15 protein-coding genes are annotated in these 16,551 nt (G+C 45.3%); 5 read left to right on the top strand and 10 right to left on the bottom strand.

From position 1 onward, the window contains the following. Positions 1 to 187: 187 nt before the first annotated feature. The 8 genes from gspM to RTR63_RS04115 form a co-directional block, all read right to left on the bottom strand. Complete coding sequence (gene gspM, locus RTR63_RS04150) at positions 188 to 679, bottom strand: type II secretion system protein GspM (protein ID WP_312522816.1); 492 nt, start codon at positions 677 to 679, stop codon at positions 188 to 190. A 21-nt stretch (positions 680 to 700) separates the two neighbouring features. Further along, complete coding sequence (gspL, locus tag RTR63_RS04145) at positions 701 to 2,011, bottom strand: type II secretion system protein GspL (protein ID WP_312522815.1); 1,311 nt, start codon at positions 2,009 to 2,011, stop codon at positions 701 to 703. Between the two features lie 36 nt (positions 2,012 to 2,047). Further along, on the bottom strand, positions 2,048 to 2,500 hold the full coding sequence (gene sixA / locus RTR63_RS04140) for a phosphohistidine phosphatase SixA (RefSeq protein ID WP_060995135.1): 453 nt from the start codon (positions 2,498 to 2,500) through the stop codon (positions 2,048 to 2,050). Positions 2,501 to 2,533: 33 nt separating this feature from the next. After that, positions 2,534 to 3,760 carry an NAD(P)H-dependent glycerol-3-phosphate dehydrogenase gene (locus tag RTR63_RS04135; RefSeq protein ID WP_312522814.1) on the bottom strand — a complete coding sequence of 409 codons (1,227 nt, stop codon included), beginning with the start codon at positions 3,758 to 3,760 and terminating at the stop codon, positions 2,534 to 2,536. A gap of 76 nt (positions 3,761 to 3,836) precedes the next feature. Beyond that, the gene (locus RTR63_RS04130; protein WP_312522813.1) at positions 3,837 to 4,421 is read right to left on the bottom strand and encodes a nitroreductase family protein; all 585 of its coding nucleotides are present in this window, start codon (positions 4,419 to 4,421) and stop codon (positions 3,837 to 3,839) included. Between the two features lie 2 nt (positions 4,422 to 4,423). Next, positions 4,424 to 5,077: an FMN-binding negative transcriptional regulator gene (locus RTR63_RS04125; protein WP_312522812.1), complete on the bottom strand. Its 654-nt coding sequence runs from the start codon at positions 5,075 to 5,077 to the stop codon at positions 4,424 to 4,426. 44 nt (positions 5,078 to 5,121) lie between these two features. Continuing rightward, positions 5,122 to 6,246 carry a cell division protein ZapE gene (gene zapE, locus RTR63_RS04120; protein WP_159374559.1) on the bottom strand — a complete coding sequence of 375 codons (1,125 nt, stop codon included), beginning with the start codon at positions 6,244 to 6,246 and terminating at the stop codon, positions 5,122 to 5,124. 200 nt (positions 6,247 to 6,446) lie between these two features. After that, positions 6,447 to 7,145, bottom strand: a complete 699-nt coding sequence (locus tag RTR63_RS04115) for an alpha/beta hydrolase (protein ID WP_312522810.1) — start codon at positions 7,143 to 7,145, stop codon at positions 6,447 to 6,449. 269 nt (positions 7,146 to 7,414) lie between these two features. On the opposite strand from RTR63_RS04115, the gene RTR63_RS04110 reads away from it, so the two are divergent. Next, complete coding sequence (locus tag RTR63_RS04110; protein WP_312522808.1) at positions 7,415 to 7,807, top strand: hypothetical protein; 393 nt, start codon at positions 7,415 to 7,417, stop codon at positions 7,805 to 7,807. Positions 7,808 to 7,875: 68 nt separating this feature from the next. Here RTR63_RS04110 and RTR63_RS04105 read toward each other — a convergent pair whose 3' ends face one another. Further along, the gene (locus RTR63_RS04105; protein ID WP_050324312.1) at positions 7,876 to 8,367 is read right to left on the bottom strand and encodes a hypothetical protein; all 492 of its coding nucleotides are present in this window, start codon (positions 8,365 to 8,367) and stop codon (positions 7,876 to 7,878) included. 145 nt (positions 8,368 to 8,512) lie between these two features. Between RTR63_RS04105 and RTR63_RS04100 the strand changes: the two genes are divergently transcribed. After that, a complete protein-coding gene (locus RTR63_RS04100; protein ID WP_312522806.1) occupies positions 8,513 to 8,938 on the top strand; it encodes a hypothetical protein in 426 nt (141 codons plus the stop codon). A gap of 107 nt (positions 8,939 to 9,045) precedes the next feature. Here the strand turns inward: RTR63_RS04100 and ppc are convergent, their stop codons facing one another. Then, the gene (gene ppc / locus RTR63_RS04095; RefSeq protein ID WP_312522804.1) at positions 9,046 to 11,901 is read right to left on the bottom strand and encodes a phosphoenolpyruvate carboxylase; all 2,856 of its coding nucleotides are present in this window, start codon (positions 11,899 to 11,901) and stop codon (positions 9,046 to 9,048) included. Positions 11,902 to 12,236: 335 nt separating this feature from the next. Between ppc and RTR63_RS04090 the strand changes: the two genes are divergently transcribed. From RTR63_RS04090 to RTR63_RS04080, 3 genes are all read left to right on the top strand, one after another. Continuing rightward, entirely contained in the window at positions 12,237 to 14,219 is a 1,983-nt protein-coding gene (locus tag RTR63_RS04090; protein ID WP_312522802.1) for a propionate--CoA ligase, read from the top strand. A gap of 64 nt (positions 14,220 to 14,283) precedes the next feature. Next, positions 14,284 to 14,892 carry a LuxR C-terminal-related transcriptional regulator gene (locus RTR63_RS04085; RefSeq protein WP_312522800.1) on the top strand — a complete coding sequence of 203 codons (609 nt, stop codon included), beginning with the start codon at positions 14,284 to 14,286 and terminating at the stop codon, positions 14,890 to 14,892. 107 nt (positions 14,893 to 14,999) lie between these two features. Further along, positions 15,000 to 16,493 carry a CoA-acylating methylmalonate-semialdehyde dehydrogenase gene (locus RTR63_RS04080; RefSeq protein WP_312175248.1) on the top strand — a complete coding sequence of 498 codons (1,494 nt, stop codon included), beginning with the start codon at positions 15,000 to 15,002 and terminating at the stop codon, positions 16,491 to 16,493. Positions 16,494 to 16,551 lie beyond the last annotated feature (58 nt).

Raw genomic sequence — 16,551 nt, 5'->3', positions numbered from 1 at the left:
GACCACGGTCAGTTCATCGGATAGTCTCGATCAATTTATGCAGTTATGGTTGAGAGCAACGCCAGCAGAGCGTGATAAAATCCGTCAATGGGTACAAAAATAATCACCCAATGCGCCACCATGCGCCAAAACAACGATGCCAAGTGCATCGTTTTTTATGGTCTTTTACCACTGTTTACTTTTACCATTAGTTAATAGATAAAACAGACTGTACTTCAAGTTTATCGAGGGCTGGCTGGTTGATTTGTAGTTGCTGGATGCGGATACCTTGTTGTTGAAACTGATTAAATATATTGGTGATTACGCTGGCCTGCGCGTGACTAAAAGCAACTTGGATAGTATTGCCATTCTCGACCACTTGCGCATTGACAATACCTGATTGGCTAAGTATTTGTTTGATAGCATCGGCTTGACTGACTTGTTGGGTTTGGTTGGGATTGATGTTACCTGCTTGACTGCGTAGCCAAAACACATCTGCCATGGTGTCATCGTATTTTTTTTGTGCTTGGTTGGCTTGGCTATGCAGCGTCCAACCACCGACACCGACCACAAAAAAAAGCAAGAACATTGCCAATATCAGCAGCGCAATCTGATCACGACGTGATAAATTTTGAAAGGCATGACCCAGAGGCGTGGTTAGTTTTTGCAGGGATTGGCTCAGTGAGGCGTGCGGTTTCATAAATTCATCTCAGTCGTAGGTTTAGTCTGCCAATTCAATATCTATCATGGCAAGGGCACTGCCAGCAGAAGTTGGCGCCACTGCACTGGAAACCGCACTGGCAGTGTTCGAAGACATTGCAGCGGGCATAGCAGCATCCACAGACCCTAGCTTGGCTTTTATCCCTTTGTTTACCATGTCATTGACGGCTTTGTTTAATGAATCGGCGCTTGATGATAAAAGCTGCAGTTGTAAGTGATTATTTTGAAAATTAAGCTGCTTGGCGGTCAGTTGGTACTGCTGCAATACAGGCTGTATTGACGATAATGTCTCAAGTACGCTTGGCGTGGCTGATTGCTGGGTGGTTAATTTGCCAGATAACTGTCGCTGCAGCGTAAGTTTGCTACTAAGCGGCTCATTGGGGAACCACTGGGCATATTGCTGAGCTAGCAAAGTTGCGGCTTGTTTTTGCGCTTGGTTGTAATAATACCAACGAAGTGCATCGACCACAAAGGCTGTCAGCAGGGCACAAACCGTGATTAGGGCGATGACTTTGGCATAAGGCGCAAGCGTCGTTTTACCTTTGATTGTGGCAAAGTTAAAAAAATGTCTGACCGGGTCTTTGATTGGGGTAGACAACAACTCAGATGATGCAATGGATAAATTAGGCATACTAGTTAATTGCTGGGCAACGGTTTCATCGTGAGAACCCGTTAAATATAGCGTTTCTAGCATGGGTAATTTGGTGAGTACCAGCGGTAAAAAACTAACTGCCATGCCGTGATAAGTATGCAGTTTTAATAGCTGGGTATCTGCATCTTGGTAGTAGACCGCGCTTGTAGTAGGCGTAGCCCTCGTCTCTGCATTCCTCATGTTTGTGCTCGTATTTATGCTAGTATCAACTCTAGTATCTATTCTGGTATCTATGGTCGGCAGCAATAAAAAATCTGGCAGTAAAGCGACTAGCTCAATACCCGCCAACGAGGCAGCATTGATCCATGAATGAATATCGGCAGCATGAAGCCCAAATAACGCGGGGAATTCGCTGTTGGTTGAGGTTGGCTGGATTTTGACTTGTAAATCTTCTACCGACCCAATGCTAATATCTTCAAATAAATAGCGCCTGCCGGTGTCGCCCAAAGTGTTGAGCTGGCTTGCTGAGAGGGTAGGCTGGATTGTTAATAAACTGACACTAGGAAAATAGAGACAGGCTTGCAGCTTGGCTGATTGCGTGGTTTGCAGATTGGCAAGGGTCGCAAGCGTTTGCCAATTGTCAGCCGTTTGCCAAGTCTGGGTGGTTTGTTGCCATAAACGTAAGGCAGCATGCTGAGTTGGCAACCAAATATGAATCACAGAAGTGTCCTACACAAAATTGACAAATTAAATCACCTAACAGGTGGGAACAAAGCGTTTTATCTCAGCGGCAAGACTGGGTGCCAATATACCCATATCATATACACGCGCTTCAGCCAGCGCAAAACCCTCTAGCGGTTCATCCGTGAGAATATGGGCGATTTTGGCAATGATATTCATATGACAAACCACCACCATGCAGTCGCCAACCAATTCGCCTAGCGCATCCACGGCGATGTCTGCATCGTTATCAGGGGTGATGCCCTCATACGTGGTCACAGGCACATGGGGAAAAAATTGCTGGATTTGGGCAAGGGTTTGCTGGGCGCGGTTGTAAGGACTGACGATAAAATGATCGGGCTCAAAGTTTTCGGCAAGCCATTGTGCGGTCTGTGAAGCTTGGGCCTGACCCAGTGCTGATAAATTTCTTTCATGGTCTGGCAGGGTATACGCGCCTGCATCGCCATGACGAACTAAAATTAATTGCATATATTTACCTAAAAATATTTAAAGTTATGTTTGTCAGTTATGCGTTGGCCGTACTTGATGCGGCATGACAAATTCCACATCACTTCTAAATCCTGCTTCCATTAAGTTTAACGCAACCCCAAGCGGCGCTTTGTCTTCATAGATAATATCGTGCAAGGCATGAGTAATCGGCATATAAATACCCTCTTTCATGGCTTTTTCATTCACCTGCTGGATAGTATTAATGCCTTCCGCGGTTTGCCCCAGTTTTTTGATGGCTTGGTCAAGGCTCATGCCACGCCCTAGCATATTACCAATCTGGTAGTTACGGCTTAAGGTCGATGAGCAAGTTGCATACAAATCACCCACGCCCGACAACCCCAAAAAGGTCAGCGGATTAGCCCCGGCTTGGACGCCAAATCGGCTCATCTCAGCCAATGCGCGGGTTAAAATCATGGCTTTGGTGTTTTCTCCGATGTCATAGGCAGCCGCCATGCCCATGGCGATGGCATAAATATTTTTGAGCGCACCGCCAAGCTCCACGCCAATTAAATCATCACTGGCAAACACGCGAAAAAACGCACTGTGCAGCGCTTTTTGTACCGCGAGCCGTAGCGCTGCAGATTGGCTGGCAATCACGGTGGCAGACGGCATATTATTCATGATTTCTTTGGCGAGATTGGGGCCGCTCATCACGCCAAAAGCCACATTGGGTAATTCATCTGCGATCACATCACTCATTAGCGCAAAGGTATCTTTTTCCATACCTTTGGTTAAAGACACGATGGCTTGAGCGCTGATAAAAGGCGCAATTTTTTGTAAAGTTTCGCGAAACGCTGAGCTCGGCACTGCCACAAAAATCAAATCTTTGCCTTTGACGGCTGCTTGCAAATCATGGGTAAATTGCAGGCGCTCATCTAGCTTATGGTCCGGCAAATATTTTTTGTTGATATGGGTTTTTTGCATCGATTTGACGCTGCGTTTATCGCGTACCCAAAGCGTGACTTCGCAGCCATTTTTGGACGATAGATTTGCCATCGCCGTACCAAAACTACCACCGCCCAACACGGCAATTTTGAGGGGGGCAGGCTCGTTGGCGAGCTGATTGTCTAAGGCTGTCTCTATGTCTAAGTCTTTCTCTAATAGCGCTGTGGTGTCCGGTTTAGACTTTTTGACCGCTTTTTCAATGACGTCGGCAAACAGCTTGCTGGCTTTTTCACGATTGACATTCAGCTTTTCTAAATTTTCACTTAGATTGGTTGCTAACTGGGGTTTTTTCATTGAAAATCCTTGAATCCACTTGTCCTGCAAATACTGACAACAGGGCACCCTTTACATGAGCAAAATATATAAACGGCTAGCTTAGCCGTTGGTTTGTGCCATTATCATAAACAATAAATGGTGTGACGTCTATCTTAGAACGCGGTGGGATGGTCGACACGGCTGTGCCAACATAGACAAAAGCAATGACTTGGTTATCAGCGGTTACATTAAAGTACCGTTTGACCTCAGGCGCATTGGCAAGTGGACCGGTGCGCCATACGGTGGCAAACCCTTGTGCCGACAAGGCAAGCAGGAGATTTTGCACCGCACAACTACTTGCCGCTATTTGTTCCCAATGGGGGACTTTATCATGGGGTTTAAAATTGGTCACACACGCGATAATCATTGGCGCACGTAGCGGCATATTTTCGGCTTTGGTGAGGGTTTTCTCATCAGTTTCACCTTGTGCCATCGCGGTATTTTTTAATGCCGTGCCTAAGTTGTTGAGCGCTTGGTTTTCAAGCACAATAAAACGGTACGGGTTTAAATCCTTGTGATCGGGGGCAGATAGCGCCACTTCAATCGCTTGTTCGACTTGCTCGCGGTTGGGCGCAGGGGCGACAAGATTGCCGATTGAACGGCGCGATTTGATAAAGTCTAAAATTTCTGAATTTGTCATTTTTATTCCTTAAAGGTGTGATTGATTAGCGTTGCCATATTATCCGCTGAAGCTGATTGCAGTTGTGTTAAACCGTCAATCACGCCTTGCTGATTATCCAAGGTTTTATTTTGGCTAAGTTTAAATTTGGCTTCAAAATTATGAATGGTCAATTTAACCCCCACAATCGCGCGGCACATGGCATTGATATAATCACTTGGCGCATCACTTAAAGACCAAGGCTTATGACTGGGGTTGGTTTGTTTAAGCTCATGTTCAAAAAAATCCGTCATCGTCGCGACAATCTGCTTGATTTGAGTTGCGTCTGTGATTAGCTGCGGTGTCACCGAAAAAATTACCGATTGATAATTCCACGTCGGCACTTCTTTATGGGTCATCGCCTTGGTAGGATACCAATTTGGGCTGATATAATGACCTTGGTTGGTGAAAACAACTTTCCAGTTTTTAGCGTCAGTTTTTACAATTGGATTTACTTTTGCCACATGACCCATCAAATAGCCAAGCGGATTTTGTTCATCTACTTGCCAAAGTAACGGAACAGGGCAGATTTCAATCGAATCGCCGTTTAATGCCATTATATTTGCTAATGGCGACCCAGCAATAAAATCTTTAACTGCTTCAAAATCGGTTTGGGAAAAATCTTTGGGAATATACATCGTTAAAGCCACTCACCTGCATAACAATTAAGGCTTTGGATTATTTAAATGGTCATATCTTCTTTTTTTATCTCGTCCAAACGATGCTCCGCTTTGAGATATTCTTCTGATTGCATTTCTAACAGCCGTGAGCGCGTGCGCTCAATTTCAAACGCCAATTTTTGCCCATCATACAGTTGTAAAATCGGCTGTTCTGCGCGTACCAAAAGCTTGACGCGGCGATCATAAAACTCATCGACGAGGTAAATAAAGCGCCTTGTCGGGTCAGCGATAATATCGTTGAGTATGGGCACATCATCCACCAGCACCGTGCTAAACTCGTTGGCGATTTCAATAAAGTCGCTGGCTGAGCGCGGCTGCATACATAACGCCCGAAAATCAATGTACAAGGTGTTTTCGGTGCGACCTTTGATGGCGATATCACGACCATTGATATGAATGGGGTCTTGGATAATGTGTTGATTGTTGCTTAACGCGGTAAAGCGGTTGGCAAGCCAGTGGATGTTTTCTTTGGTCAATGGCGACACGTAAAGTTCGGCTTGCTGCAATACGCGCAGACGGTAGTCGATGCCACTGTCAATGTTCATAACCGTACAGTTTTTTTCAACTTCGGCAATGGCAGGTAAAAAACGGTCACGGTGAATACCATTTTTATACAAGCCATTTGGTGCGATATTTGATGTGGCAACCAAGGTGATGCCTTTTTTAAATAGCATGGTAAACAAATCACCCAAAATCATCGCATCGGAGACATTGGAGACAAAAAATTCATCAAAACAAATCACATCCGCTTCATTATGGATGATATCGGCGACTTTTTGTAGCGGGTCTTGTTGACCTTGTAGCTTGTTGAGCTCGGCGTGTACCCGTTTCATAAAGTGATGAAAGTGTTGGCGCATTTTGTTGTCGGCGGGCACCGACTCAAAAAACATATCCATCATCCAAGTCTTACCACGACCCACGCCGCCCCACATATATAGCCCTTTGGGCGGCTCAGTACGTCTTAAAAAACTAAATAGCCCACGTTGTTTGGCGCGGTTGTCCATGATTTGTTCATAGACATTGTCCAAATAAGTCATCGCAGCGCGCTGCTGTGCATCTTCGCTAAACTCACCAGATTTTAGCGCAAGCTCATAGCGTTGTAAGGGTCGTAAATTTGAGTTGGGCATGTTGTCTCTCAGCGTAAATTAAAAAGTTGTCAAATTTTCATTTCAACGTGCTTTGACGTAGGGGTATTCAATAAATAGATGCGATTAAATAGACGGCATTAAGGTGCCAGATAGCTCACGATGTCAAATACAGCAAAAATTTGAATCAAAAACACCCATCAAAAACACCAATCAGAAACTAGGATAAAATAAAAACTGCGTTATTTGCTACTTAACGCTTCAAGTAGCTGTTTTAATTCCCCTAATTTACCATGAAAAAAGTGCCCTGTATCGTCAATGATGTGCGTTTGAATACCAAAGTTTGCCCCAAATTGTTGTAGCGAGCTTGGCGTAATCACTTCATCATTCGCACCATAAATCATAAAGGTTTGTGCGGTGGGCAGTAGCAAATCTGAGGTGTCGTTTTTTTCAATAGAAGGGGCGATGAGTGCCAAATCCGTGATGTCAAAATCATCGACTCCCAAAAATGCGCCTTGTTCATTGACAAGCTGAGCAAGCTTGGCGGCGACAAATCCGCCAAACGAAAATCCGCCAATCCATAGCTTGCGCGCCTCGGTTTGGCTATGAATCCATTGCAGTACGGTTAACGCGTCTTCGATTTCACCTGTCACATTGCCATACTCGCCCGTTGACTGACCCACACCGCGAAAATTAAAGCGTACCACGTGCATGTTTTGGTCGCGGGCAAAACGATACATGGTGGTCACCACCTTATTCATCATCGTGCCTTCTTGCAATGGATTAGGGTGACAAAGAATGGCAACACGCTCAACCGACGCGGCGTTTGGGTTAGCAACACCCGTTGAGTCAGCTTGCCAAAGCGCGTCAACTTCAAGCTTACCGCAAGGGGCATCTATTAATTGCAAATGGGTTAATTGTGAATGGGCAGGTGAGCGCATAATCGTCCTAATCTCAGCAAAAAACTTTAAAAAAACCACCCATCATGCTAACCAATTTCACCCAAAATAGCTAGTTTGAAAATCAACAAAGCAGCCAATTGTTGCGCGGATTTTATGATTTGTAAGACCACTTGCGGCGGCTTAATTTTTACCACACACTAATACAAGCCACCGACCAGATTCTATTGTTGAAATGGTGAGTTTGCCTGGATTATTGATAATTGATGAGAACTTTAACACCGCTATTGAAAAGGGACAGCCTGCAGATCATGAAATCATCTCTCAAACCGTCTTTATTAAACATCACCACATTAAAAATTACAACTATCGCGCTATTAGCAGCAGTGAGTTTATCTGCTTGTCAAAGCACACCCACTAATTTACCCGTGCTACAGCGCGCGAACAACACATTAGAAACCACTGGGTTAGGCAAAAGCAAAAATATCGCCAAATTAAACGCGTTACATATCGCAACCGAGCAGTGCCGAGGGAAATCGCCCATCGTGTTGACCGATAGCTACCAGTATAATGGTGTGTTGGATGAAAACATGGGACGCGCGGCTGACCAAGCCATCGGTATGATTGGCAGTGTGTTTGGTAGCAAAAAAACCCTTGCCCGCGATGATGATTATGAATATACCATGACGTTTAGATGCCCCTAATTGTCAAAATCAAATCATCTATCAATAAAAAAAGGTTAGGAGAGCTCCTAACCTTTATTGTTTTTGTGTCACTGGCGATTTAACAAATGCTGATTAAGCTGTGCAATCACCGCTTTGTCGCCTAACTGATTGATACTGTCACGAATTTTTGGAATCGGCTCGGCAGCAATCGGTTGACTATCAAATAGCTTTAACAACCGCAGTTGTAATGCTGGCTCACCTTGCTCAATGACAATATCTACGAGGGTAGGCACGTCAAAGGGCAAATCCGAAGTTGATTGTGCCATTGCTACCGCATGATAAGCGCCATGTGGGTCTTGGTCGGTTATGATGCGGGTATTTACGGCTCTGTAAGCTTTTTCTGAGGTACCGCCTAGGACATTGATTTTGTGTAAACAGTTGAGTGCGGAATTATCTTGTAATTGTGCAATAGCAATGATGTCTTCAGCCTGCTCTTGCAAATAGGCACGTTTTTGTGCCAGTGCCTCTAATTGCTGCTCAGTCAGTGGCTCAGCGTTTTCGGCTTTTTTTAAGTTGGCATTAAATTGAATTTCTGACATGGCTATCCCCTTATTTATATGGTTATTAGATAAGGGTTTTTTTTATAAAATCAAATCCACCGGTTAGACGAGCACATTTTAATGACAATCAAGCTATTTAATCACAATCCAGCTATAATGAATCAAAATGACAAAAGGGCGTGCTATGTTAGTGTTAACAATAAATGCTGACCATATCGGTGTAAGGTTGCAAGATAACCTATGGGACATTGGGCTTACGCTAAAAGTAATTGCAGAGACATTGCACGCATTGCCACCCACCGAATTGGCATGGGAAACGGCGATTATGCGCATAGAAGATGCTATTTCACCGCTAAAACCTAGATTACCCAAAGATGAGTTATTAAAGGTGATAGGGGCAGAGGATTTACGCTTACTAGCGTTTGAGCAAGATGACAATGGCGGCTATATTCGGGCTGAGATGCTAGAAAAAGCTTTTGCGGTGCTGGCGGGCTATCGCTCACTGCGAGATTTGCCAGCTATGCCCAATGACCTAGCGTTTTATGCCAAGGTATTGCTATTACGAGAATGGGTACACCATCTGGATTTTGATAAGCTTTATTTGGGTTAATTGTCATCAATAAAAAAATCGCCAATAAAAAACGTCAATAAAAAAATCGCCAGTACGCAACCAGCGATTTTTTTAAAAAGGTAAGTTAAGGCTATGTTGAACGCTTACTAACCGGTATTTCTTAAGCCTTGGGCAATACCATTGATAGTTAAATGAACCAAGTTAAGCGCTGCGGTATAAGACGCTTCATTATCGCTAGTCGCTTCATCGGTGGTTTCAGTGGTAGAGCTTTCATCAGCAGTTGCTTCGCGAAGTTGTTTTAGTAAGGCCACTTGCAACCAGTTTAAGGCATTCAAATACGGCAAGCGTAGCGCAAGTGAGCGGGCCAATGTACGGTTATCATCCAATAGCGTTTCTTTATTGGTGAGTGTCAACAAGGCTTTAAGGCTGCGGTGATATTCTGCAGTAATCAGTGCAAAAATAGCGTTGGCTTCAGTGGCATCGTTGGCAAGCTCAACATAGGCTTGGGCGATTTCAATATCGGTTTTTGCCATGACCTGTGCCATATTTGATAACATGGCTTGCATAAAGGCGCTGTGTTGGGCGTTGTGTTGCAGTTTTGCTAAGTTTTCTGGGTTATCTGCAATCAGTTTTTCAACTGCGGTGCCAAAACCATACCACGCTGGCAGCATCAAGCGATTTTGCATCCAAGAAAATACCCAAGGAATCGCGCGCAAATCTTGAATACGCGCCAAAGACTTGCGGCTAGCAGGACGTGAGCCAATATTTAAACTGGCAATTTCTTTGACCAAACTTGTCTGCAAGAAATAATCAATAAAATACGGCTGAGTGATAAGCGCGCGATAGCAATTAAAGGCTTCATGCGATAATTGATTCATTAGGTCGCTATCAGGGCTTTCGCTATGGCTTGGCAATAGGCTCGCTTTTAGCGTTGCAGCAATCAGCGTCTCAAGGTTGCGTTCCGCGTTGCCCGCATCGGCATATTTTGCGGTAATAACTTCCCCTTGCTCGGTAATACGGATTTGACCATCCACTGAGCCTTCTGGTTGTGCCAAAATCGCTTCAAATGACGGACCACCACCACGACCCACGCTACCGCCGCGACCGTGGAATAGACGCAGCTGAATGGCATATTTTTCTGCCATTTCCACCAGCTGAATTTCAGCTTGGTATAGCGACCATTGACTGGTGACATAACCGCCATCTTTGTTACTGTCTGAATAACCGAGCATAATCTCTTGCAGATTGTCACGACTGGCTAGCACCGATTTGTACCAAGGTTTATCTAGTAACTCACTCATGATGCGGGTGCTGTTTTGCAGCGCTTCAATGGTTTCAAACAAAGGTACGATATTGATACGGCTCACGGGTACGCCATCTTTGACCAATAATAGCCCTGATTCTTTCAATAACAACGCCAATGCCAACAAATCACTTACTTGTTCCGCATTGGAGATAATGCTTTGGGTAATCGCTTTGTCACCAAAGCGATTTTTGATATCGGCTGCGGCCTGAAAAATCTCTAGCTCACGATGGGTTTGTGGCTCATAAGTGATATAGGGGTTGTATAAAGGACGCGCAGTTGCCAATTCACGCAGTAGCACACGTTGACGTGCGGATTCAGACAAAGAAAGATAATCTTCCAAATCGGCATGTTTGAACAAATCGTGAACCGTTTCGGCATGAATCCCTGAAAACTGGCGCAAGTCCAATGGCATCAAATAAAAACCAAATACTTCCACCGCGCGGATGATATCGGTGAGTCGTTCGTTAGCCAGTAACTCACTGCCATTATCTACCAATGACTGATAAACGACGTACAAATCATCTAAAAACTCGTCACAATCAGTGTAGGGCTCACTAAGCCCAAAGCGACAACCGTAAGACAAATCAAAGGTATGCGAGGTAGCGACTAAACGTGATGAGATAAACCCGATGGCGCGGCGATAAGGCTCTTCTTCTCTAGAGATATTATCTTCTTTGGATTGCTCGGAGAGTGCCAGTACCGCATCACTCACGTTGACATGGCGGATAGACAGCGGCAATTCTTGGTATAGCTTGCCCAGTTGGTCACGATAAAAGTAAAACACCGTTGCCGCTTGGCGTTTGAACGCATAGCGAAGAGTATCGGCTGACACAAACGGATTGCCGTCACGGTCGCCACCAATCCAACCACCGATATTAAGTAAGTTTGGCATGTCAGTATCGGGGAAACGCTCTTTTAACTGATAATCTAGTTTGCGATACAAACTTGGCAGGGCTTCAAAAAAACTTAAATCAAAATAGGCAATGCCATTGTCGATTTCATCTTTGACAGTAATTTTAAAATGGCGGGTTTCATTGGTTTGCCACTGCGACAATAACGTGGCTTCTAGTTGCTGCTCGATACGATGACGTTGATAGCCAATCGCAGTGTGGTATTGCTCAAGTAAGGCACGGATTTGACGGCGCAGTGATAAAATAGTTTGACGCTGAACCTCGGTCGGATGCGCGGTCAATACCGCACTGATAAAGGTATCATCAAGCTGTGCTTGCAACTCATCGCTGTCAATCCCTTGGGCTTTTAATTCATCAATCACATGGGCAAAACTACTTTTTGACGCAGATTCGTCTTGTTCGTGGGCAAGGCGGCGGCGCTCATGGTGCATGTCTTCGGCGATGTTAAACACTTGCGCAAATAAGCCACAAGCCCGAATGAGGTTCTTGCGCTGTTGATGGTTGAGCGTTGGCAAAATGGCTTGAATAGTCTGCTGGGGGTCTTCGCCATTTAACAGTTTATTAATGGTTTGTTTGACCGGTTCTGAGGTTTGCTGCTCAACGACCGTTATCAGCACGCGGCTAAGTAACTGGGTATCCGCTAGCAAAGGAGAGTCTTTATCATTGTCGATAAGCTCAACAAGTGCCGTATTTGACGGATGCGAGTTTAAAGGGGTTAAGCTTAAAACGTGAGGCGGTGCAAGGCTTTTTTCATTTTCAGCTGGGTTTGCGTTGGTCTGGCTCATGACTTTTCCCTTATTTGCTTTAGTCTAAAAAGTGTAACAGGACAATTATGTTAGCACAAACTATTATCACTATAAGAAATACTAATCGTTAAAAATTCGAAATATAAACAGCGTTAAAATTATTTTGGCAAGGCTTGACGTTATCGAGTCTATTTGCTATATTCAAAACGATACAAAACGTATCATTCGAGTTTATAAAATGAATTCAAGGAGTGAATTCAAAGAATGAATGCAATGATAGGCTTTGCTAAGCAATAAGATATTTTGCCAACCTCTGAAAACCAAACCTGCAAGCGACTTTCACCATCCGTTAAGATTCTAGCTAAGGACAGCCAATGAATTTCTCTGACTTATACCATCAATCCATCAACGACAAACAAGCCTTTTGGGGCGAGCAAGCCAAGCGAATCTATTGGCATCAACAACCTACCCAAATTTTAGATGATAGTAAGCTGCCCTTTGCCAAATGGTTTGTCGGTGGGGAAACCAATTTGTGTTACAACATGGTCGACCGCCATCTTGAAAACCGGGCAGAGCAAGATGCCTTTGTGTGGGTGTCTACCGAAATCAATGCTGAAATGATTGATAATTACCCCAATATTCAGAAAGCTTTTAAGGCACTCGGCAACCCTGTTGAACTGTATACCGACTATGCCAAACGCCGTTTAACTTACAACGATCTATACAAAGAAGTGAACTATTTTGCCGATGTGCTAAAACGTCATGGCATCGACAAAGGCGACCGTGTTGTCATCTATATGCCGATGATTTTGGAAGCAGCGTATGCCATGCTGGCTTGTGTGCGTATCGGGGCGATTCACTCGGTGGTATTTGGCGGATTTGCCTCGCATAACCTCGCCGTACGCATGGACGATGCCGAAGCCAAAATGGTGATTACAGTCGATGCAGGGCTGCGCGGCGGTAAGCTCATTAATTATAAAAACTTGGTCAATAAAGCGGTCGAAGAAGCCAAAGTCAAAACCAAGGTGCTAGTGGTTGACCGTGGCATTATGCCATACACAGCTGAGCCACAAGACATCGACTATGCTACTGAGCGGGCAATAAGTGCTGATAACAATGCCAAAGTCGATTGTGTTTGGCTAGAGTCCAATGCGCCATCGTATCTATTATATACCTCGGGCACGACAGGCACACCCAAAGGCGTACAGCGTGATACAGGCGGTCATGCAGTAGCCCTTGCCACTGCGATGGATTTTGTCTATAACGGTAAGGCTGGCGAGACGTTTTGGGCGATTTCGGATATCGGTTGGGCAGTGGGTCACTCGTTTAGCATCTATGCCCCTTTACTGACAGGCATGACCAGTATCATATATGAAGGCTTGCCAACCACGCCAAACCCGGGGATTTGGTGGCGAATTGTCGAAGCCAATAAAGTCAATATTTTGTTAACCGCACCGACAGGCGTGCGGATGCTACGTAAACAAGACGAAATGTGGATGAGCCGTCACGATATCTCAAGCCTAAAATCATTCTTCTTGGCAGGTGAGCCACTCGATGAGCCAACTGCCCAGTGGCTAACAGGTCACATGGGCGTGCCAATCATTGACCACTATTGGCAAACTGAGTCGGGCTGGCCCATCCTAAGCCATGCCCCAAAATTTGCAGACAATCCCGACCACAAGCCACACAAACAAGGCACACCCGGCTATCCGATGTTTGGATATGACGCCAAAGTCATCAATGAAACCACAGGCGAACCCTGCCAAGCCAATGAAAAAGGCATGCTGGTGTTAGCCGCACCTTTACCACCCGGTTGTTTGGCCACCGTTTGGCGAAATGACGAGCGTTTTATCAATGGCTATTTTTCACTACTCGATGGCAAACAATACGCAACATCAGACTATGCCGTGATGGATGAATACGGCTACTACTATATTCTAGGGCGAACCGATGATGTCATCAATGTGGCAGGTCACCGTTTGGGTACCAAGGAAATCGAGGAGGCCATCGGTCATCACCCCGAAGTCGCTGAATCGGCGGTGGTTGGCATCCATGACGAGCTTAAAGGCGAACTACCCATTGCCTTTTGTATTCTAAAAAATCATGACTTAGTAGCAGAAACCGAAAACCGTTTCCGCATTGAGCAGCAAATCGTGGGTGAAGTCGCAAGACAGTTGGGCGCCCTTGCTAAACCTGCGGCTATTTATTTTCCCAAAGCTTTACCCAAAACCCGTTCAGGCAAAATCTTACGCCGCTCTATCAAGGCACTGGCGGAAGGCAAAGAAACAGGCGACATGAGTACGCTGGATGACCCAACCGCGATTGAGGCGGTCAGACAAGCGATGGCGGATTATTAATGGCAATCAATAAGTTGTCAGTTAATAAATGGTTAGTGCTTAAAAATCAGGGGTGATGATGGTCATGGAAAATTACGCCTTACTGGCTTTTAGGCACGCGCCCACGCCGATAGTGGTATTAAGCTATCGGCGTATCAAAGCGCTCAACGATGCCTTTGCCAATTTGTTCGGTTATGCGCACGATGAGCTACTCAATCAATCGATGCAAAAATTGTTTCCCAGTGTCGAAGATTTTGAAAAAATTGGCAAAGAAGCATTAACAGGTTTGGGATTACAGGCCAATAGGCATTACTGCGATGAGCGCTTTATGCGTCACAAAACAGGGGAGATATTTTGGGCAACCACCCACGGACGCACCTTAACCCCAGATGACCCCTTCAAACTGGCGATTTGGCATTTTGAAAAAAAACCGCAAGTATTGTCCGAATCGCAGCTCACCGCACGTGAAGCCCAAATCGCGCAGTATGTGGTCAATGGCTATACCTGTAAAGAGATTGGTAAGTTACTTGGTTTATCCCCCAGAACCATTGAAGTGCATAAAGCCAACTTAATGAAAAAACTGGGTGCTCGCAGCAAAGGTGAGCTAGTCTCAAAAATTATTGTCATTAACCCTATGGCAACCGCCCAGCAAAACCACTCTAGCAAAACTACTCCAGAAAAAATACTTAAGTAATTAAGTATTATTGACAGTACCCCCCCAACTCATTCACACTGTTTTGCAACGCGTTTAACGCTATCTAACGCTATACACCCAACACGGTAAAAACAAGGATTGTTACGATGACTACCCAAACTGTAAAACAACTCATCAACGGCGAATTTGTCGAATCAACCACTAGTGAGTGGATTGACCTGAGCAACCCAGCTACCCAACAAGTGATTGCCAAAGTACCCCAAACTACCCCCAATGAAATTAACCAAGCTGTCGCGGCGGCTGCAGAAGCGTTCAAAACTTGGCGCAAAACCCCAATCAACACCCGCTCGCGCATCTTCTTAAAATACCAACAACTGATTCGTGACAACATGGACGAGCTTGCCGCCATGCTCACCGAAGAACAAGGCAAAACCCTAGCCGATGCCAAAGGCGATGTGTTCCGTGGTCTTGAAGTCGTCGAACATGCCTCAGGCATTGGCAACCTGCAACAAGGCGCATTTATCGAAAACGTGGCAACTGGCGTGGATATGTATAATATTCAGCAACCACTTGGCGTGTGTGCGGGTATCACCCCGTTTAACTTCCCCGCCATGATTCCACTTTGGATGTTCCCAATGGCAATCGCCACCGGTAACACCTTCGTATTAAAACCATCAGAACAAAACCCGATGGTCACCATGCGCTTGGTAGAGCTGGCGTTAGAGGCGGGAATCCCAAAAGGCGTATTAAACGTGGTGCATGGCGGCAAAGACACCGTTGATGCCATTTGTGACCACCCCGATATCAAAGCCATCTCATTTGTCGGCTCAACCGCAGTCGGCACACACGTCTATAACCGCGCCAGCCAAGCAGGGAAGCGTGTCCAATGTATGATGGGGGCTAAAAACCACGCAGTCATCCTACCCGATGCCAATAAAGAGCAATGTCTTAACCAACTAGCCGGTGCCGCATTTGGTGCCGCCGGTCAGCGCTGTATGGCGTTATCCGTGGTGATTCTAGTCGGTGAAGCCAAAAACTGGGTGGGTGACATCGTGGAACGTGCCAAAAAATTGGTGGTGGCAGCCGGTAAAGATGACAAAGACTTAGGACCTGTGATTTCAAAAGCGGCCAAAGCGCGTGTTGAACGTCTAATCCAAGCGGGCGCGGATGAAGGCGCACAAATCCTGCTCGATGGTCGTGGTATCAAGGTGGAAGGGTTTGAGAACGGTAATTTTGTCGGACCGACTATTTTGGATAACGTCACTACCGATATGACTTGCTACAAAGAAGAAATCTTTGGACCGGTGCTTGATATCATGTACGCCGATAGCCTAGATGAAGCGATTGCCATCATCAATGCCAATCCAAACGGTAATGGCACGGCCATCTTTACCCAGTCAGGTGCGGCAGCCCATAAATTCCAACAAGATATTGATGTGGGTCAAGTCGGTATTAATTTACCCATTCCAGTGCCACTACCGATGTTCTCATTCACCGGTTCTCGCGCCAGTAAGTTGGGTGACTTAGGTCCTTATGGTAAGCAAGCGGTGCAGTTTTATACCCAAACCAAAACCGTCACCGCCCGTTGGTTTGATGATGAAGCCAGCAAAGGCGTTAACACTACCATTTCATTAAAATAAATAGACGTTAACATTTAATATTTCGTGATTAAGACTGATTAAATTGGGCTATCAGGTT

Origin of the sequence: Moraxella sp. CTOTU47724 (assembly GCF_032014955.1) — a bacterium.
Taxonomy (GTDB): Bacteria; Pseudomonadota; Gammaproteobacteria; order Pseudomonadales; family Moraxellaceae; genus Faucicola; species Faucicola tetraodonis.
The sequence above is the reverse complement of the archived record's forward strand: the minus strand, read 5'-3'. Positions and strand labels throughout refer to the sequence as shown.